The following is an 18,416-nucleotide window of genomic DNA, read 5'->3' as shown; positions in this document are numbered from 1 at the left end:
GCCAACGGATAGCGGGCGCAGATCGCTCAGGATGGCTTCCAGCCGATCGAAAGAAGTTTTCTTGGAGGGGCCACCAGGGGCCGTCCAATTCGCTCCCAGATCGCGCCCTGGCCCATGACCTTGAGGGTCGCCTTGAGCCAGCTTTCGGGTACAGGCACCAACCAGGGTGACCTGCCGAGGCTGGTGCGGTGACGGGCAATGAGATTTGCTACCGTGATCGGTGCAGGATCTGATACGATAAAGGTTTCTCCCCGCGCGCCGGGATTGTTCAGCGCGGTCTCGACGGCCGAATTGAAATTCTGGATCGACAGTACGGATCGCTGCGCGGTCAACCCTCCGAACGGAAGCGGGATTGGAAGCCGTGAAAGCCGGTGAACGACCGCAAAGTTTCCCTTCTCGCCTTCGCCGTAAATCACGACGGGACGCAGTATTGTAAACGAAATGCCGGCCGCGCGTATGGCCTGCTCGGCGGCAAATTTGGACCGCCCATACGCATTGTTCGGTGTCGGAAAATCATCCTCAGTCAGGTGATGATCCGCAAATGAGCCGGACTGGGCGGCGATCGAGGAAATGAACACCAGATGCTTTGTCGCGCCGCGCGATATCGCCCGTGCCAGCGCCGACGTCGCGCGATGATTCACGCGATCATAAAAATCGTCGCCGGCGTATTTGTGAGCAATGCCTGCAAGATGAACGATGGTGTCGCATTGGTCCAGCAGGGGTTGCCAGTCGAACAGCCGCGAGAGATCCGGAAGCGGAATGGCGGTCACGTTCGGATTGTCGAAGGTGGTTGCCGCTCTCGATGCAGCGATCACGGCATATCCCTGCGCGACAAGATACGGAACCAGATGACGTCCGACGAACCCGTCGGCGCCGGTTACGAGCACCCTGGTTTTCTTGCTGTCGCGGCTGCACGGCACGTCCGACGCGGTGCTCGACTGCGCACCGGCTCCCTCGCCAGCAGGTGTGGGGCGTGAATTCATCAGCCCGGGGACGCCTTTTCGCCGCTGAGTTTCCTGTTGCATCTAATCTGAAAAAGTCGGCTTTGCGTTTAAAATAGACCACCGCCAATCTCTAATATAGGCCAGCGAATCGTATGGGGGCAACCGAGGGTTGACGGAACCCTTCTAAAAGCGGCTCTTTTCTGTATGAGCAGGGAGATACGGTGCCAAGCGGGCAGCGTTTGGGAGCTGGGACCCCGTCGAGCCATCTGACCCATCCGCCGAGGGTTGAAATCCGTCATTGGCGGACGCCACTGCGTCGTTGCAGTCTTCCGGGGTTGTTGTCAACGCCTTCGGACGGATCAAAATCCGGCGGCCCGGGCGAGAGGCGGGGGGCTCCGCCACCCTGAAGGGTTGGCTGCGATCGATCAGGGGGCTAACGTCGATTCTGACGGCTAATGGAACAAAGCTCCCCATGATCAGAATAGGCCTGCTTGGATGCGGGCGTATCGCAAAGCGCCACTCGGAACTTCTGGGCGGCAATCATATCGACGGAGCCAGGCTCGCTGCCGTTTGCGATACCGTTCGCAACCGCGCCGACGCGATCGCGTCGAAGTTCGGCGTCCCGGCAATCCATGACATGAATGACTTCCTCGCCCGGAAGGACATCGATGCGGTGGCGGTGCTGACGCCGAGCGGGATGCATCCCGCCCATGTCATCGCCTGCGCGAAGGCCGGAAAGCACGTCGTCGTCGAGAAGCCGATGGCGCTGCGGCTGCAGGACGCCGACGACATGATCCGCGCCTGTGACGAGGCCGGCGTCAAGCTGTTCGTCGTCAAGCAGAACCGCTTCAATGTTCCTGTGGTGAAGACGCGCGAGGCGCTGGAGGCCGGCCGCTTCGGCCGCCTGATTCTCGGCACGGTTCGCGTCCGCTGGTGCCGCGACCAGGCCTATTACGATCAGGATGCCTGGCGCGGCACCTGGGCTTATGACGGCGGCGTGCTCTCCAACCAGGCCAGCCATCACGTCGACATGCTGGAATGGTTTTTCGGCGATGTCGTCAGCGTTCATGCCCGTGCCGTCACGGCGCTGGCAAAGATCGAGGCCGAGGACACCGCGGTGGCAACCCTGAAATTCCGCAGCGGCGCGCTCGGGATCATCGAGGCGACGACGGCTGTCCGGCCGACCGACCTCGAAGGATCGCTTTCGATTCTCGGAGAAAAGGGAACGGTCGAAATTGCGGGCTTCGCGGTCAACCAGATCCGGCACTGGCGCTTTGTCGAAGAACTTCCGTCCGACAAGGATGTAATCGAGAAATTTTCCGTCAATCCGCCGAACGTCTACGGCTTCGGCCATCAGGCCTACTACCAGCACGTGATCGACTGCCTGGTGAACCAGCGTTCGGCGCTGGTCGACGGTCTCGAAGGGCGCAAGAGCCTGGAACTGATTTCCGCGCTCTACGAATCGATCGAGACCGGCGCCGAGGTGCCGCTTCGCTTCGCGCCGCGGCTGGGCCGGCTCGGTGTCGTCTCGTGAGCCGGCCCGAGATACACCAGGCCGGCGTGCGTGACGTTGTTTTCGGCACCGGCGTCAAAATCGTCGAGCCGTGCAATCTCTATGGCTGCAAGATCGGCAACGGCTGCTTCGTCGGGCCGTTCACCGAGATCCAGAAAGACGTCGTGATCGGCGCCCGCACGCGGGTGCAGTCACATGCCTTCATCTGCGAGCTGGTCACCATCGGCGAGGACTGCTTTGTCGGCCATGGCGTGATGTTCGTGAACGATACGTTCTCGACCGGCGGCCCGGCCCGGGGCAACAGGGAATTGTGGCGCGAGACCGTGATCGGCAACCGCGTCTCGATCGGCTCCAACGCCACGATCATGCCGGTCAGGATCGCCGACGATGTCGTCATCGGCGCGGGCTCGGTGGTAACCCGGGACATCACGACGTCAGGAACATATGCAGGCAATCCTGCGCGCCGGCTGCTGGTGGACAAGTAGGAAAGACGAAGATGCCGGTGCCTTTTGCGGATCTGCAACTGCAGTATCAGACCATCAGAAGCGAGATCGACGGCGCGATTGCCTCCGTGATCCGCGACAACGCTTTCATTCGCGGGTGCTACGTCGATGCCTTCGAGCGGGAGTTCGAAGCTGCCGTAGATGTCAAGCATTGCGTATCCTGCGCGAACGGCACCGATGCGCTGTATCTCGCGATGGCCGCGCTGAAGGTCAAGCCGGGTGACGAGGTGATCACCACGGCGCATTCCTGGATCAGCACTTCGGCGATGATTACGCACGCCGGCGCCACGGTGGTATTCTGCGATACCGATGGCGCTACGTTCACGATCGAACCAGCGGCGATCGAGGCCGCGATCACGCCGCGCACCGTCGGGATCATTCCCGTGCATCTGTACGGCCAGCCGGCGGACATGGACGCGATCATGGCGATCGCGCGCAAGCACAAGCTCTGGGTGGTTGAGGATTGCGCGCAGGCGCATCTGGCCCGCTATAAAGGCCAGCAGGTCGGCACCTTCGGCACGGCTGCGACCTATTCATTCTATCCGGGCAAGAATCTCGGCGCGATGGGCGATGCCGGCGCCGTCGTGACCAATGACGAGCGACTAGCCGAACATATGACCATGCTGGCGCGTCACGGCGGTCTGGTGAAGCACCAGCATTATATCGAGGGCATCAACAGCCGGCTCGACGGCATGCAGGCAGCGATCCTGTCGGCGAAACTGCCGCACCTGGCCCAGTGGACAGAAGCGCGGCAGAACGCCGCGAAAGTCTATGATGCCGGCCTCAACCAGATCGAGGACGTCGTCGTGCCGCAGGTCGCGCCCGACCGCACGCACGTCTATCATCTCTACACGATCAGGCATCCGCGCCGCGATGCACTGGCCGCGCACCTGAACGCCAACGGCGTGCAGACCGCGATCAATTATCCGACGGCGCTGCCATTCCTTGCCGCCTATGCGCGCTTCGGGCATCGTTCCGAGCAATTTCCCAATGCATCCAGCGATCAAGGGAAAATCCTGTCACTGCCGATGTTCGCGGAGATCACCAGGGCGCAGCAGGACGAAATCATCGATCTCGTTCGCAAGTTCTGAGACGAGGCGGGCACGCTTACCGCTCGTCCGCGATCACCTTGCCATCGTTTGGCAGCGAGCCTTCCGCGACGAGTTCTACATTCCCGCCGAGCTTTGTCACGGCGCGCAGCGTCGCGGTGAGTTCGTCCTGAAGATTTCCGGCAGCCGAGGCCGTTTCCGCCTTCAGCGTCATCAGGTCGCTTTCGCCGGATCGCGTGACCACGAGGCGGAGCCGACCGAGTTCGGGATGGCGCTTGCCGATCTCGGCGATCTGCTCGGGGCGCACGAACATGCCCTTGACCTTGGTGGTCTGGTCGGCGCGTCCCATCCAACCCTTGATGCGCATGTTGGTGCGTCCGCACGGGCTCGTTCCCGGCAACGCCGCGGTGAGGTCGCCGAGCGCGAGGCGGATCCACGGATGCTGCGGATCGAGCGAAGTGACGACGATCTCGCCGACGTCGCCGGGCGCGACGGGATCGCCGGTGCCGGGACGTACGATTTCCATGATCAGGTCTTCGTTGACGACCATGCCATCGCGCGCTGGCGTCTCGAACGCGATCAGGCCGAGGTCGGCGGTGCCGAACGCCTGATAGGCATCGATGCCGCGCGACTTCACTTCATCCTGCAGCGACTTCGGAAACGCCGCGCCTGATACCATTGCGCGCTTGATCGAGGAGACGTCGCGGCCTGCGCTTGCGGCGGCGTCGAGCAGGATCTTGAGGAAATCCGGCGTGCCGCTGTAGCCGACCGGGCGATAGGCCTCGATCAGTTCGAACTGCTGTTCGGTATTGCCGGGGCCGGCCGGGATCACCGCGCAGCCCAGCGCCCGCGCCGAGGCGTCGAAGATGAAGCCGCCGGGCGTCAGATGGTAGCTGAAGGTGTTGAGCACGACGTCGCCGGGCCGGAACCCGGCCGCAAACAATGCGCGCGCGCCGCGCCAGGGGTCGGCGTGAACAGGCTCGGGTTCGAAGATCGGGCCCGGCGAGGTAAACAGCCGCCCGAACGACCCCAAAGGCCCGGCCACGAAACCGCCGAAGGGCGGCGCGGCCTTGTGCAGGGCAGGGAGTTCCGACTTGCGCAGCACCGGCAGGTGCGCCAGCTCGGCCCGGCTGGTTACGGAAGCGGGATCGATGCCCTTCAGGCGCTCGGCATAGGCCGGCGCGGCCAGCGCCTTGCGCAGAACGTCCGGCAGGCGGGAAAACAGCTCAGCGTCGCGTTTGGCCGGCTCGCGGGTTTCAAGGGCGTCATAGTGATCGGTCATGGCTGATGATCCCGCAGATTAGGGCCGATTGCGTGCCGCCGCTGGCGTGCTATCAGACGGCGGCTACCGGTGTTGCTCGTGTTCCAGGGGACGCAATGGCTGAAGGACATACCGCTGCGGCAGGAGACGGTGCCGTTTCGGCCGATATCGTCGCCAGGCTGAAGCTTCGCATGATCGACCACTGCTTGCCGCTGTGGTCGACCGAAGGTTGGGACGACAAGGCGGGCGGCTTTATCGATCGGCTCGATGTGGACGGCCGTGCGGACCGCTTGGCGCCGCGCCGGGTCTTCGTGCAGGCGCGCCAGATCTATTGCTTCGCCAAGGCGGCGCAAATGGGCTGGTATCCTGATGGCCGCGCGATCGCGCTGAAGGGGCTGGAACACCTCCTGGCGAAGGCGAAAGCCCCCGATGGCGGACCCGGCTTCGTCCACACGTTGACGCCTGATGGCGCGGTGCTGAACCCGCTCCGCGATTCCTATGACCACGCCTTTGTCCTGCTCGCCCTTGCAGCCGTCCATGGGCTCGAACGCGACGCACAGGTCCGCGCCGAGATCGACGCGCTGTGCCATTTCATCGAGACGCAACTGCGCTCGCCGCACGGCGGCGTTCATGAGGGATTGCCGGTGTCGCTGCCGCGGCGGCAGAATCCGCAGATGCATCTGTTCGAAGCGATGATCGCGGCATTCGACGCGACGCATGATGTGGTGTTCCAGAACAGGGCCGGGAATTTCTTCAGCCTGTTTCTGGCCAACCTCTACGACAAGCAGCGGCAGGTGCTTGGCGAGTATTTCGAGGAGGATTGGTCGAAGATCGAGCCTGTCAGCGTCGAGCCGGGACACCAGGCGGAGTGGGCGTGGCTGCTGAAGGGCTTTGAACGCATCACCGGCTGTCCGACTGGCCGCTACCGCGGCGAATTGCTGGCGTCGGCGCTGCGCTACCGCGATGAGGCGACCGGCTGTCTGATCGACGAGGGCGACGCCCACGGCAAGATCAGGCGTCATACGCGGCGGCTGTGGCCGCAGACCGAAATCGCCAAGGCGTGGATCGCGCAGGCCGAATCGGGCGAGGCGGGAGCCGCGGATGAAGCGCGCGCGGCACTGGCGCGGCTCGAACGGCATTATCTCAGCCATCCCGTGGCGGGCGGCTGGTACGACCAATTCGATCGCGACGGCAACTCGCTGGTCGCAACCATTCCTGCGTCTTCGTTCTATCATGTTCTTTGCGCGGTCGCGGAAGCGGAACAGGTGATCGGCTAAATGATGGGTGGCGGTTCTGATGGAATCAGAACCGTTCAGTTTTTTGTTTTGACGCGTCTTCTTCACGCGAACCGGTACCCACTTCGCTCGAAAACGCTATGGCCGATCACAGCCACCGCTTTCGCCGCTTGAAGCTTTTGAGGTTCTTGAAGCTCTTGCGCTGGTCGCCGGCGCCGCCGAGGTAGAATTCCTTGACGTCCTCGTTGTCGCGCAATTCGTCGGCCGTGCCGTCGAGCACCACCTTGCCCTGTTCCATGATGTAGCCGTGGCTTGCGACCGACAGCGCCGCGCGCGCGTTCTGCTCCACCAGGAGGATGGTGACGCCGAGATCGCGGTTGATTGCCTTGATGATCGCGAACACCTCCTTGACCAGGAGCGGGGACAGGCCCATCGACGGCTCGTCCATCAGGATCATCTTGGGCCGCGCCATCAGCGCGCGGCCGATCGCCAGCATCTGCTGCTCGCCGCCGGAGAGATAGCCGGCGAGCCCGGTGCGCTCCCTCAGCCGCGGGAAATATCTGAAGACCATGTCGATGTCGTTGCCGACCTCGTTGTCGGTGCGGGTAAAGGCGCCGAGCTTCAAATTCTCGATCGACGTCATGTCGGATATGATGCGGCGGCCCTCCATCACCTGGAAGATGCCGCGGCGGACGATCTTGTCGGGATCGATGCCGTTGATGCGCGCGCCGTCGAAAAGGATCTCGCCGCGGATGACTTCACCGTCCTCCGTCTTGAGCAGGCCCGAGATCGCCTTCAGCGTCGTCGACTTGCCGGCGCCATTAGCGCCGAGCAGGGCTACGATCGCACCCTTCGGCACGTCGAGGCTGAGGCCGCGCAGCACCAGGATGACCTTGTCGTAGACCACCTCGATGTTGCGGACGCTGAGCAGCGGAGCGGCGGCTTGTGCCGCCGTCGCGGGACGATTGATTACGGTCGATTCAGTCATGTCCTGTCTCATCACCTCTCGGTGTCGTCACCCGCGAAGGCGGGTGACCCAGTATTCCAGAGGCGGCTGTGATCCACCGAGAAGCCGCGGCGTACTGGGTCCCCCGCTTTCGCGGGGGACGACAGCCGAATGCGTTCGGCGCCTCTCGGCAACCGTTGCCTTACCAGCCGAGCCACTCGGGCTTGCGCGGCAGGTCGATCGTCTTCACCTTCTCCATCTTGATGCCGCCGTTCTTGACGAGATCGTTGAGCGGGGCGTCGGTCGCGCCTGCGACCTTCATGCGATAGAGATCAACCTTGAGCGTGCCGCGGTGATCCGTCTCGGTGAAGGTCGAGGGATTGCAGATGCCTTCGCCGCCCGCGGGCACCCAATCCTTCTTCTGATAAAAGCCCTTCTTGACGTTCTCGCCGGTGGCGCCGCCGTTCTTGGCAGCCCATTCCACGGCTTCCTTCATGTAGAGTGCGGTGCAGACGCCGGCGATGTAATGCACGGGACGGTAGGTGGTACCGGCGGCGTCCGACATCTTCGAGATTTCCATGAAGGTCTTCATGCCGGGGGCGTTGCCGCCCCACGCCACCGCGGTGCGCAGCGGGAATACCACGCCGTCGGCGGCAGCACCTGCGGCCTTGGCGGCGTTCTCGTCCATGCCCCAGACGTTGCCGAGGAACTGCACGTCGACGCCGGCCGCCTTGCAGGCGTTGAGCACGGAGATGTTCGAGCCGGCGGTGTTGCCGAGATAGGCGTAGTTGGCGCCCGAGCTCTTCAGGGTCAGGCACTGCGCGCTGTAATCGCCGGGCGTCAACGCGAACACGATCGGCGGCAGCAGTTCGAAGCCGAGTTCGGCGGCAATCGCTTCACCCGCGGCCTTCGGCGCGTTCGGATAGGGATGGTTCGCACCCATATGGACGAATTTCGGCTTGCCGGACTTGCCCTTGGACTTCCAGTCCTCGGCGGCCCAGGTCAGCATGCCGCGAACCGCGTCCGAGTAGCTCGGGCCGTAGAAGAAGTTGTAGGGGGCAGGCTTGGCCTTGCCGCCGGCGCCAGTCGGGTCGGAGAGCGCCGCGGCATAGGATGCCGAAATATCCGGGATCTTGTCCTGGGCTAGGAATCCCGTCAGCGCTTCGGTGTCGGCGGTGCCCCAGCCGAGAATGGCGGCGACCTTGTCGGAGCCGGACCACTTCTTGTACTGGGCGATCGCGCGCGGCACCTGGTAGCCGTAGTCGACGGTATCGAGATTGATCTTGGCGCCATTGATGCCGCCGTTCTTGTTGATCCACGCATAGGTGTCCGCGACACCCTGGCCGAACGGCGTTCCGACATCCGAGGTGGGGCCCGAATAATCGGTGAGATGTCCCAGCGCGATCGGCGCTTGGGCCGATGCCGCGGTGCTACCCAACAGCAAAGCAAGCGAGGCTGTGCTCAACAGAGTCTTCATCGTCATGGACATAGTCCTCCCGGTTACTTCTCGAGGTCTTATTGTTGTCCGTCCCGTTCCGACCTCAATGCGAGAACGGGTAGAGTTTCCAGTACGCCTTGATCTGTCGCCAGCGATGCGCGAGTCCGTCCGGTTCGAAAACCAGAAAGACGATGATGATGACGCCGATCGCCATCTCGCGCAGGAAGGCGATGTTGTTCTTCAATCCCAGGAACTGGTCGATCGGACTGCCGCGCAACGCGACGCTGAGCCATTCCATCGATTCCGGCAGCAGCACCATGAAGGCGGTGCCCATCAGCGTGCCCATGATCGAGCCGAGCCCGCCGATGATGATCATCGCCAGGAAGATGATCGAGCGGTCGATGCCGAAACCTTCGTTGGAGACCACCTGGTTGTAATGCGCATAGAGCGCGCCGCCGACGCCGGCGAAGAAGGCGGCAAGGCCGAACGACAGCGTCCGGTATTTGGTCAGGTTGATGCCCATGATCTCGGCGGACAGATAATGGTCGCGCACCGCCACCAACGCACGCCCGTCGCGCGAACGGATCAGGTTCGTGACCAGGAGATAGCAGACGATGACATAGGCCAGCACGACATAGAAATATTGCTTATCGCCGCGCAGCATATAGCCGAAGAGGGAGAACGGTTCGGCGCTGGCGGGAACGCTGCCGCCGGTGAACCATTCGGCGCGGGCAAAGAAGTCGAGCAGGATGTACTGCGCCGCCAGCGTCGCGATCGCGAGATAAAGCCCTTTCAGCCGTGCGGCAGGCAGGCCGAAGATCAGGCCGACTGCGGCCGTCACGACGCCTGCAAGCGGGATGCAGAAGAAGACGGGAATGGCGAACCGGTTCGAGAGATAGGCCGAGGTGAAGGCGCCGAAGCCGAAGAAGGCGGCGTGGCCGATCGAGATCTGGCCGGTGAAGCCGACGACGATGTTCAGCCCAAGGGCGGCGATGCCGAAGATGCCGATCTGGATCAGGAGGCTGAGGATGTATTCGTTGACGACGTGCGGCGCAAAGCAGATCAGCACGATGCCTGATATCATGGCGTTCCGGCTGGTCGCGGTCGGAAACACCGTGGTATCCGCCGCGTAGGTGGTGCGGAAATCGCCGGCGGGAATCAATGTCTGGCTTGCCATGATGGTTTACACCCGCTCGATGTCTTTGGTGCCGAACAGGCCGTATGGCTTGATCATCAGGATAATGATGAGCGCATAGAACGGCGCGATCTCGTAGAGATTGCCCCAGTGCAGATATTCGCTGTCGAGAAAGTGCGCGAAGTTTTCCAATAGCCCGATGATGATGCCGCCGAGCACCGCGCCGCCGACGCTGTCGAGACCGCCGAGGATCGCCGCCGGAAACACCTTGACGCCATAGGCGGAAAGCCCGGCCGAGACGCCGTTGACGACGGCGACCACCACGCCCGCGACGGCGGAGACGGTCGCCGAGATCGCCCAGGCCATCGCAAACACGCTCTTCACGGAAATGCCGAGCGACTGCGCTACCTGCTGGTTGAAGGCGGTGGCGCGCATCGCCAGACCATATTTGGAGAGGCGGAAGAACCACGCCATCCCGATCATCATCGCCACCGAGACCGCAAGACTCATCAGATAGACGGTCTGCACCTGCAGTCCGAGAATGTTGACGTTCTGGGTCTGGAAGACGCGCGGGAACGGCTGCAAATTGACGCCGAACATCCACTTCATCAGCGCGGCAAATACCGTCGACAGCGCGATCGTCACCATGATCACGGAAATGATCGGTTCCCCGATCATCGGGCGCAGGATGACGATCTGGATCGCGATGCCGAACAGGAACATGAAGACCAGCGTGATCGGCATGCCCAGATAGAACGGCACCTGATACTTGGTGAGCAGCCACCAGCACACCCAGGCGCCGACCAGCAGCAGTTCGCCCTGCGCGAAGTTTACCACCTGGGTCGCCTTGTAGATCAGCACGAACGACATCGCGACCACGCCATAGAGCGTGCCGACCACGAGGCCGTTGACCAGGAGCTGGATGAGAAGCTGGGTGTTCATGCTGCTTGACGCCGTTGGATTGCGCGCCTGTTTCCCTCTCCCCTTGTGGGAGAGGGTGGCTTCGCCACCGGGTCGGCGCGAAGCGCCGCCCGATGACGGGCTCCGCGAAGACGGGTGAGGGGTTCTCTCCGCATTCGCGCATGTGGAGAGAAATCCCTCACCGAAGTGAGTGTGTGTTGAACGGCGGTGCTGCCCTCTCCCACAAGGGGAGAGGGCACATCGACTGGCGCCGTGCGAGTTCGTTGCTGCGTCATCATTCTGCGGCCTCCGCCATCGGCGCATCATGGCCGAGATCGACCACCCGGAGGGTGGTGCGGATGCGCTGGGTGGTGCCGTCCTGGAAGCGGATCACGGTATCGACCGGAATATCGCTCTTGCCGCCATAGATCGCGTCGATGATGTCGGCGTATTTCTCGTTGATGACGCTGCGGCGGACCTTGCGGGTGCGGGTCAGCTCGCCGTCGTCGGCGTCGAGTTCCTTGTAGAGCAGCAGGAAGCGGGAAATGCGTTGCGCCGGCGGCAGCGTGGCGTTGACGCCCTCGACCTCCTTGCGCAGCAGCGCATAGACTTCGGGACGCGAGGAGAGGTCGGTGTAGGTCGTGAACGAGATGCGGTTCTTCTCCGCCCATTTCGAGATGATCGAGTAGCGGATGCAGATCATCGCCGCCAGCGTGTCCCGGCCGGCGCCGAGCACGACCGTCTCGGCGATGTAGGGCGAGAACTTCAGCTTGTTTTCCAGATATTGCGGCGAGAAGCGCTCGCCGCGCGAGGTCTCCGCGAGATCCTTGATGCGGTCGATGACGACGAGTTGCCTGTCGGCGTTGAAATAGCCGGCGTCGCCGGAGTGCATCCAGCCGTCCTTCATGTCGGCGGCCGAAGCTTCCGGACTCTTGTAGTAGCCGAGGTACATGTTGGGATGACGCACCACGATTTCGCCGACGCCGTTGACGTCGGGGTTGTCGACGCGGATCTCGATGTCGGCGGCCATCGGCACGCCGGTGGTATCCGGATCGACCTTGTCGAAGGGATGCAGCGTGTAGGCGCCGAGCAGTTCGGTCTGGCCATAGAGGGTGCGCAGCGGCACGCCCATGGCCCGGAAGAACTTGAAGGTATCCGGCCCAAGCGCGGCGCCGCCGGTCGCGGCCGAGCGCAGCCGCGTGAAGCCGAGCCGGTCGCGCAGCGCGCGGAACAGCAGCTGGTCGGCCAGCATCGAATGCTTGCCCTGCGCCAGCGCCGAGAGTCCGGCCTTCATGCCGATATCGAAGAGTTTTTGCTTCAGCGGCGAGGAGTCCATCACGCCGGCGCGCACATCGGCGGCGATCGATTCCCAGAGCCTGGGCGCGAACAGCACGAAGGTCGGCGCGATCTCGCGGAAATCGTGCATCATGGTCTCGGGCTCTTCGACGAAGTTCACCTTCATCCGGCAGAGCAGCCCTTTGCCGAGCGCGTAGACCTGTTCCATGATCCAGGGCAGCGGCAGCACCGAGACATATTCGTCGTCCGGCCCCTTTGGATCGAACGCCAGATAGGTCGCGCAGTGTTTGAGGACGCGCCCGGCCGCCAGCATCGCCAGCTTGGGGTTGGCCGTCGTGCCCGAGGTGGTGCAGAGGATCGCGACATCTTCGCCGCTTGTCGCATCGACCAGCCGATCGTAAAGGCCCGGCTCGCGCGCGGCGCGGTCGCGACCCATCGTGGCCAGCTTTTCGGCCTCCATCAGGCGCGGATCGTCGTATTTCCGCATGCCGCGCGGATCGGAATAGACGATGTGCTTGAGGTTGGGCGCGCGGTCGGCCAGCGCCAGCAGCTTGTCGACCTGCTCCTCGTCTTCGGCGAACACCAGTTTGGCGTCACCGTAGCTGAGCAGGTACGCTGCTTCCTCGTCCAGCACGTCGCGATAAAGGCCGAGGCTCATGGCGCCGATCGCATGCGTTGCGATTTCGGCTGCCACCCAGTCCGGGCGGTTGTCGCCGATGATGCCGATGACGTCGCCGCGCCCGAGACCCAGTTCGATCATGCCGAGCGCGAAATCATGCACGCGCGTCTGATAGTCGTTCCAGGTGAAGACGCGCCACAGCCCGAGATCCTTTTCGCGCAGCGCGATCTCAGCGCCGTGTTCTTTCGCATTGAGGCGCAGGAGTTTTGGATAGGTGTCGGCTTGGGCGGCGCGCCCCGCGTAATCCATCATGCTGCGCTCTCCGCAGGTGCCGGCGTATCGTCGGGATCGATGAGGAGTTCGTCCTCTTCACCGAGATAGGCGCGCTTCACATGTGGATCGGCGAGCACGGACGCCGGATCGCCCTCGGCGATCTTGCGGCCGAAATCCAGCACCATGACGCGATGGGAGATATCCATCACCACGCCCATGTCGTGCTCGATCATCATGACCGTCATGCCGAACTCTTCGTTGAGATCGACGATGTAGCGCGCCATGTCCTCCTTTTCCTCGAAGTTCATGCCGGCCATCGGCTCGTCGAGCAGGATCAGCTGCGGCTCCAGCGCCATGGCGCGGGCAAGTTCGACGCGCTTGCGCAGGCCGTAGGGCAGGGTGCCGGCGGTGGCCTTGCGCACCGACTGCAGGTCGAGGAAATCGATGATCTCCTCCACCTTGCGGCGATGCTCGAGTTCCTCGCGCCGGGCGCCGGTCAGCCAGTACAGCGAGCCCGTGATGAAATTGTTCTTCAGGAGGTGGTGCCGCCCGACCATGATGTTGTCGAGCACACTCATATGGTGGAACAGCGCGAGATTCTGGAACGTACGGCCGATGCCCAGCCGGGGCCGCGCGTTCGGATTGAGGCCGGTGATGTCCTTGCCGCGGTAGAACAGCTGGCCTTCGGTCGGCTTGTAGCGACCTGAAATGCAATTGACGATTGAGGTCTTGCCGGCTCCGTTCGGGCCGATGATCGAGAACAATTCGCCCTCGTTCACGCCGAAGGAGACTTCGGTCAGCGCACGGACGCCGCCGAAGCGCAGAGACACCCCGCGCACTTCCAACGTGTAAGCCACTCATTCCCTCCAGATACGGCGCTTGAGCAGCGCTCTTTATCTATCGTTTGCAATCGCATGCGATCCTACATCGGCGGTGACGGGCAAGCCATCCGACTATCGGTACCGGCCCGATGCCCCGCGTCACGCGTGATAGCGTCGCACCCCCGCCGCACCATAGGCCGCACGTATCGAGGTGGCCCTCCTTAGGGCAATGCGATAGTTTGAAATGTCTTTTGCCTGACAATTGGTCGGGAAATTTCACGGGCGGCACTCCTGCTGCAGTGCAGCACGAGAGTCGATGGGGACGCGACGGTCGATGCGATCATGATTGCTGCGGATTACCTCAAGCGCATCGCGGCCTGGTCGCGCGAACTGAACGAACGGGAAATCGAGGTCGCCCGCGCCGGCATCGTGGAGAAATCCTATCGCGCCAATGAGCATATTTTCATGCGGGGCGATGCCTTCGACTACTGGACCGGCATCGTCACGGGTCTTGCCCGGATGAGTACCGTGTCGAGCGGCGGCAAGGCCGCGACCTTTGCCGGCCTCACGGCCGGCGCCTGGTTTGGCGAGGGGTCGGTGCTGAAGAGCGAGCCGCGGCGTTACGACGTGGTCGCATTGCGCGATACCAGGCTGGCGCTGATGGATCGCAACACCTTCTTCTGGTTGTTCGAGAACAGCGTCGCGTTTAACCGCTTTCTGGTCCGGCAGCTCAACGAGCGGCTCGGCCAGTTCATCGGGGCGGTGGAACATGGCCGCACGCTCGATGCCACCAGCCGCGTCGCGCGCTCGATCGCCTCGCTGTTCAACCCAATCCTGTATCCGGACCTGACGCGTCATCTGGAGGTCACCCAGGAGGAGATTGGCGCCTTGTCGGGCCTGTCCCGGCAGAATGCCAACCAGTGCCTGAAGCGGCTGGAGAAGGAGGGCCTGCTTCGACTGGAATATGGCGGGGTCACCATCATCGAACTCGAAAAGCTGCGCTGTCACGGCGAGTAAGACCGGCCTCGACGTCCTCAAAACCAGGCAAAGGCACCATGTTGCCGGTCGCTCTCGTTGTTGTGTTCGCGGGCGATACGGCACCGTATTGAAAATCGAAACTACAAGTGGTAGTGATACGGTACCGTATCGAATGATCGGTTTTGAGACCACGGCCAGCCGGAGGTGTCCGATGAGCAGGCAGGATCAGATCAACCTTTTGAAGCGGCTGTTGCATTACGTGGAGACCCGGACCACGGCGATGGCGGATAGCCCCTGGCGAAACGACGTGTCGGTCTACACGGACGCGGAACGCCTCGCCGAGGAACAGCGGGTTCTGTTCCGCAAGCATCCGCTGGTCATGGGCTTCGCTTCGGACTGGCCCGCGCCGGGGAGCTTCAGCACCGACGACCATGCCGGTTTGCCCGTTCTGATCGTGCGGGGGCGCGACAGCAGATTGCGCGCATTCCTGAACGTATGTCGCCATCGCGGCGCCAAGGTAGCCCAGGGCTGCGGCAAGGCGCGGCTGTTCTCCTGCCCCTATCATGCCTGGACCTACGATCTCGCAGGCCAACTGATGGGCATTCCCGACGAGCGCTGCTTTCCTGACGTGCGCAGCGAACGCGCATCGCTTGTCGAGCTGCCGCTGTGTGAAAAGCACGGTCTTGTATGGGTGATCCCGACCGCGGACGGTTCGACGAATTTCGACATCGATCCATGGCTTGGAGGGCTCGCCGACGAGCTCGCTTCGTTTGGATTTGCGTCCTGGTCGTTCCACGACCGGCGCCTGATTCCGGAGACCATGAACTGGAAGATTGTCGTGGATACGTTCAACGAGGGCTACCACGTCGGTTTCTTGCACCGTGATTCCCTGCGCGACATCTTGCATGGCAACGTGACCGATTTCGAGGCGTTCGGTCTCAACCACCGCCTGACGTTTCCGCGCAGGAAACTCGAGCGGCTCAAGGCCGAGCCTGAGGACAAATGGGATTTGATGTGGAATACGACGCTCGTCTATTCGCTGTTTCCCAACACCGTTCTCCTCGTGCAGGGCGACCATGTCGAACTCGCGAGGGTGTTTCCCCGCGAGGGACGCACGGATCGCTCCGTCATGGACCTTGGGCTTTACGTGCCGAAGGCGCCGAGCACCGAGGAAGAGCGCATCCATTGGGACAAGAACATGCAGCTCGTCCTCGATGTAGTTACGGGCGAGGATTTCCCGACCGGGCGCAGCATTCAGATCGGTCTGACTTCGGGCGCGCAGACGCACACCGTCTACGGTCGCAACGAGCCGGCCATGATCCACTACCATCAGTCGATGCGGACGGCGCTCGGCCTAAGGGTCTGAAATTGAGCGACTTTCGGATTAGACTCTGCCTCTAGCGGATGCTATGGCCTGCGCCGCGCAGGCCTGCCTGGCAGGCTCTTGGAGGGACTATGACGGCTCACAATCCAAAGCGCGTTGCGCTGATCACGGGCGTCACCGGCCAGGACGGCGCCTATCTGGCCGAATATCTGCTCGGCCTCGGCTATGAGGTCCACGGCATCAAGCGGCGGTCGTCCTCGTTCAACACCGCGCGCATCGATCACCTCTACCAGGATCCGCATTCCCGCAATGTGCCGTTCCTGCTGCATTATGGCGACATGACCGACTCGACCAACCTGATCCGGCTGATGCAGCAGATCAGGCCGACCGAGATCTACAACCTCGCCGCCCAGAGCCATGTCGGCGTCAGCTTTGAGAGCCCGGAATACACCGCCAATGCCGATGGCATCGGCGTGCTGCGGCTTCTGGAGGCGATCCGGATCCTCGGCATGGAGAAGGAGACACGGTTTTATCAGGCCTCGACCTCGGAACTCTACGGCCTCGTCCAGGAGGTGCCGCAGAAGGAAACCACGCCGTTCTACCCGCGTTCGCCTTACGGCGTCGCCAAGCTGTACGGCTACTGGATCACGGTCAATTACCGCGAGGCCTATGGCATGTTTGCGTCGAACGGCATCCTGTTCAACCACGAGAGCCCGATCCGCGGCGAGACCTTTGTGACGCGCAAGATCACGCGCAGCGTCGCCCGCATCGAAACCGGCCTGGAAGAGGTGCTCTATCTCGGCAACCTCGAGGCCAAGCGCGACTGGGGCCATGCGCGGGACTATGTCGAGGGCATGCACCGGATATTGCAGGCGGACGCGCCCGACGATTTCGTGTTGGCGACCGGCGAGACCCGTTCGGTGCGCGAGTTTGTCGAACTGGCGTTTGCCGAAGTCGGCCGCCGCATCGAATGGCGCGGCCAGGGCGTCGACGAAACCGGCGTCGACAAACAATCCGGCAAGACCGTGGTCCGCATCGATCCGGTGTACTTCCGGCCGACCGAAGTCGACCTTCTGGTCGGCGATGCCAGCAAGGCGCGCGAGAAGCTCGGCTGGAAGCCGAAGACGTCGTTCGCCCAACTGGTCAAGGAAATGGTCGCGGGCGATCTCGCTGACGCCCGGCGGGAGGTGGCCAATGGCAAGCCTTCCGTTTGAGCTGAAGGGCAAGACGGTCTACGTCGCCGGGCATCGCGGCATGGTCGGCTCGGCGCTGGTGCGCCGGCTGGCGGCCGAAAACGTCGAGCTGCTGACGGCGACCCGCAGCGAGGCCGATCTGCGCGATCAGGCCGCGGTCAACAAATGGTTCGCCGCCAAGCGCCCGCAGGTGGTGTTTCTGGCGGCGGCCAAGGTCGGCGGCATCGTCGCCAACAACACGCTGCGCGCCGAATTCCTCTACGACAATCTGGCGATTGCGACGAATGTGATTCACGCGGCGCATGTCCATGGCGCCGAGAAGCTGATGTTCCTCGGCTCGTCCTGCATCTACCCCAAGCTGGCGCCGCAGCCGTTGCGCGAGGATGCCATGCTGACGGGGCCGCTGGAGCCGACCAACGAGCCCTATGCGATTGCCAAGATCGCGGGCATCAAGATGGTGGAGGCCTATCGCAGCCAGTACGGCGCCGACTTCATCAACGTGATGCCGACCAATCTTTATGGAAGCGGCGACAATTATCATCCCGAGTACAGCCACGTCGTCGCCGCCCTGATCCGCCGCTTCCACGAGGCGAAAGTTTCCGGCGCCAGCGAGGTCGTGGTCTGGGGCACCGGCACGCCGCGGCGCGAATTCCTCTATGTCGACGATCTCGCGGATGCCTGCATCCATTTGATGAAGAGCTATTCCGCGGACGAACTGGTCAATATCGGCACCGGCGAGGACATCACGATTGCCGAATTCGCCCGCGTGGTCGCGGCGACCGTCGGCTATACCGGCGAGATCGGTTTCGACACCTCGCGCCCGGACGGCACCCCGCGCAAACTGCTCGATGTCAGCCGGCTGGCGAAACTCGGCTGGCGCGCCTCTACCTCGCTGGAAGAGGGCATCAGGCTCGCCTACCGGGCGTTCCTCAGCGAGACGAAGTGACGCGGTGAACCTTCCGCCCTTCGGGCGAGAATACTTGTCGGC

16 protein-coding genes are annotated in these 18,416 nt (G+C 62.9%); 8 read left to right on the top strand and 8 right to left on the bottom strand.

Annotated elements, in window-relative coordinates; all coding sequences use genetic code 11:
• Window positions 1–26 precede the first annotated feature (26 nt).
• A complete protein-coding gene (locus IVB05_RS31495) occupies window positions 27–983 on the bottom strand; it encodes an NAD-dependent epimerase/dehydratase family protein (RefSeq protein ID WP_247779916.1) in 957 nt (318 codons plus the stop codon).
• A gap of 433 nt (window positions 984–1,416) precedes the next feature.
• On the opposite strand from IVB05_RS31495, the gene IVB05_RS31490 reads away from it, so the two are divergent.
• From IVB05_RS31490 to IVB05_RS31480, 3 genes are read left to right on the top strand one after another with little or no spacing between them, the layout of a single operon-like run.
• Window positions 1,417–2,478, top strand: a complete 1,062-nt coding sequence (locus tag IVB05_RS31490) for a Gfo/Idh/MocA family oxidoreductase (RefSeq protein WP_247779915.1) — start codon at window positions 1,417–1,419, stop codon at window positions 2,476–2,478.
• Window positions 2,475–2,942 (top strand): acyltransferase, encoded by a 468-nt coding sequence (locus IVB05_RS31485; protein WP_247779914.1) that lies wholly within the window; start codon window positions 2,475–2,477, stop codon window positions 2,940–2,942. Before IVB05_RS31490 ends, IVB05_RS31485 begins: the two co-directional genes overlap by 4 nt.
• A gap of 11 nt (window positions 2,943–2,953) precedes the next feature.
• Window positions 2,954–4,051 (top strand): DegT/DnrJ/EryC1/StrS family aminotransferase, encoded by a 1,098-nt coding sequence (locus IVB05_RS31480; RefSeq protein WP_247779913.1) that lies wholly within the window; start codon window positions 2,954–2,956, stop codon window positions 4,049–4,051.
• A gap of 16 nt (window positions 4,052–4,067) precedes the next feature.
• On the opposite strand, the gene IVB05_RS31475 is transcribed toward IVB05_RS31480, so the two are convergent.
• A complete protein-coding gene (locus tag IVB05_RS31475) occupies window positions 4,068–5,291 on the bottom strand; it encodes an AMP-binding protein (RefSeq protein WP_247779912.1) in 1,224 nt (407 codons plus the stop codon).
• 95 nt (window positions 5,292–5,386) lie between these two features.
• Here IVB05_RS31475 and IVB05_RS31470 point away from each other — a divergent pair, with 95 nt between their 5' ends.
• Window positions 5,387–6,547, top strand: a complete 1,161-nt coding sequence (locus IVB05_RS31470) for an AGE family epimerase/isomerase (RefSeq protein WP_247779911.1) — start codon at window positions 5,387–5,389, stop codon at window positions 6,545–6,547.
• A 106-nt stretch (window positions 6,548–6,653) separates the two neighbouring features.
• On the opposite strand, the gene IVB05_RS31465 is transcribed toward IVB05_RS31470, so the two are convergent.
• The 6 genes from IVB05_RS31465 to IVB05_RS31440 form a co-directional block, all read right to left on the bottom strand.
• Complete coding sequence (locus tag IVB05_RS31465) at window positions 6,654–7,493, bottom strand: ABC transporter ATP-binding protein (protein ID WP_247779910.1); 840 nt, start codon at window positions 7,491–7,493, stop codon at window positions 6,654–6,656.
• Window positions 7,494–7,653: 160 nt separating this feature from the next.
• Window positions 7,654–8,934: an ABC transporter substrate-binding protein gene (locus tag IVB05_RS31460; RefSeq protein ID WP_247779909.1), complete on the bottom strand. Its 1,281-nt coding sequence runs from the start codon at window positions 8,932–8,934 to the stop codon at window positions 7,654–7,656.
• Between the two features lie 58 nt (window positions 8,935–8,992).
• Window positions 8,993–10,066 carry a branched-chain amino acid ABC transporter permease gene (locus IVB05_RS31455; protein WP_247779908.1) on the bottom strand — a complete coding sequence of 358 codons (1,074 nt, stop codon included), beginning with the start codon at window positions 10,064–10,066 and terminating at the stop codon, window positions 8,993–8,995.
• 6 nt (window positions 10,067–10,072) lie between these two features.
• Complete coding sequence (locus tag IVB05_RS31450) at window positions 10,073–10,966, bottom strand: branched-chain amino acid ABC transporter permease (protein ID WP_247779907.1); 894 nt, start codon at window positions 10,964–10,966, stop codon at window positions 10,073–10,075.
• Between the two features lie 253 nt (window positions 10,967–11,219).
• Entirely contained in the window at window positions 11,220–13,151 is a 1,932-nt protein-coding gene (locus IVB05_RS31445; protein WP_247779906.1) for a long-chain fatty acid--CoA ligase, read from the bottom strand.
• Window positions 13,148–13,969, bottom strand: a complete 822-nt coding sequence (locus IVB05_RS31440) for an ABC transporter ATP-binding protein (protein WP_247779905.1) — start codon at window positions 13,967–13,969, stop codon at window positions 13,148–13,150. Before IVB05_RS31440 ends, IVB05_RS31445 begins: the two co-directional genes overlap by 4 nt.
• 306 nt (window positions 13,970–14,275) lie before the next feature.
• Between IVB05_RS31440 and IVB05_RS31435 the strand changes: the two genes are divergently transcribed.
• The 4 genes from IVB05_RS31435 to IVB05_RS31420 all read left to right on the top strand — a co-directional run bounded on the left by IVB05_RS31435 (window position 14,276) and on the right by IVB05_RS31420 (window position 18,374).
• Complete coding sequence (locus tag IVB05_RS31435; RefSeq protein ID WP_247779904.1) at window positions 14,276–14,950, top strand: Crp/Fnr family transcriptional regulator; 675 nt, start codon at window positions 14,276–14,278, stop codon at window positions 14,948–14,950.
• Between the two features lie 172 nt (window positions 14,951–15,122).
• Window positions 15,123–16,277 (top strand): aromatic ring-hydroxylating dioxygenase subunit alpha, encoded by a 1,155-nt coding sequence (locus IVB05_RS31430; protein WP_247779903.1) that lies wholly within the window; start codon window positions 15,123–15,125, stop codon window positions 16,275–16,277.
• 89 nt (window positions 16,278–16,366) lie between these two features.
• Window positions 16,367–17,449, top strand: coding sequence for a GDP-mannose 4,6-dehydratase (gmd, locus tag IVB05_RS31425; protein ID WP_247779902.1), 1,083 nt, complete (start codon window positions 16,367–16,369; stop codon window positions 17,447–17,449).
• Window positions 17,430–18,374, top strand: a complete 945-nt coding sequence (locus IVB05_RS31420) for a GDP-L-fucose synthase (RefSeq protein WP_276578724.1) — start codon at window positions 17,430–17,432, stop codon at window positions 18,372–18,374. Before gmd ends, IVB05_RS31420 begins: the two co-directional genes overlap by 20 nt.
• Window positions 18,375–18,416: the final 42 nt, after the last annotated feature.

Origin of the sequence: Bradyrhizobium sp. 170 (assembly GCF_023101085.1) — a bacterium.
Classification (GTDB): Bacteria; Pseudomonadota; Alphaproteobacteria; order Rhizobiales; family Xanthobacteraceae; genus Bradyrhizobium.
Note: the sequence above shows the minus strand (reverse complement) of the source record. Positions and strands in the feature narration are given on the sequence as shown.

What these genes read in the sequence shown, in the direction of transcription:
- IVB05_RS31495 (WP_247779916.1), bottom strand. Translation starts at nt 983, where the DNA reads ATGAATTCACGCCCCACACCTGCTGGCGAGGGAGCCGGTGCGCAGTCG.
- IVB05_RS31490 (WP_247779915.1), top strand. Translation starts at nt 1,417, where the DNA reads ATGATCAGAATAGGCCTGCTTGGATGCGGGCGTATCGCAAAGCGCCAC.
- IVB05_RS31480 (WP_247779913.1), top strand. Translation starts at nt 2,954, where the DNA reads ATGCCGGTGCCTTTTGCGGATCTGCAACTGCAGTATCAGACCATCAGA.
- IVB05_RS31475 (WP_247779912.1), bottom strand. Translation starts at nt 5,291, where the DNA reads ATGACCGATCACTATGACGCCCTTGAAACCCGCGAGCCGGCCAAACGC.
- IVB05_RS31470 (WP_247779911.1), top strand. Translation starts at nt 5,387, where the DNA reads ATGGCTGAAGGACATACCGCTGCGGCAGGAGACGGTGCCGTTTCGGCC.
- IVB05_RS31465 (WP_247779910.1), bottom strand. Translation starts at nt 7,493, where the DNA reads ATGACTGAATCGACCGTAATCAATCGTCCCGCGACGGCGGCACAAGCC.
- IVB05_RS31460 (WP_247779909.1), bottom strand. Translation starts at nt 8,934, where the DNA reads ATGACGATGAAGACTCTGTTGAGCACAGCCTCGCTTGCTTTGCTGTTG.
- IVB05_RS31455 (WP_247779908.1), bottom strand. Translation starts at nt 10,066, where the DNA reads ATGGCAAGCCAGACATTGATTCCCGCCGGCGATTTCCGCACCACCTAC.
- IVB05_RS31450 (WP_247779907.1), bottom strand. Translation starts at nt 10,966, where the DNA reads ATGAACACCCAGCTTCTCATCCAGCTCCTGGTCAACGGCCTCGTGGTC.
- IVB05_RS31445 (WP_247779906.1), bottom strand. Translation starts at nt 13,151, where the DNA reads ATGATGGATTACGCGGGGCGCGCCGCCCAAGCCGACACCTATCCAAAA.
- IVB05_RS31435 (WP_247779904.1), top strand. Translation starts at nt 14,276, where the DNA reads ATGATTGCTGCGGATTACCTCAAGCGCATCGCGGCCTGGTCGCGCGAA.
- IVB05_RS31430 (WP_247779903.1), top strand. Translation starts at nt 15,123, where the DNA reads ATGAGCAGGCAGGATCAGATCAACCTTTTGAAGCGGCTGTTGCATTAC.
- gmd (WP_247779902.1), top strand. Translation starts at nt 16,367, where the DNA reads ATGACGGCTCACAATCCAAAGCGCGTTGCGCTGATCACGGGCGTCACC.
- IVB05_RS31420 (WP_276578724.1), top strand. Translation starts at nt 17,430, where the DNA reads ATGGCAAGCCTTCCGTTTGAGCTGAAGGGCAAGACGGTCTACGTCGCC.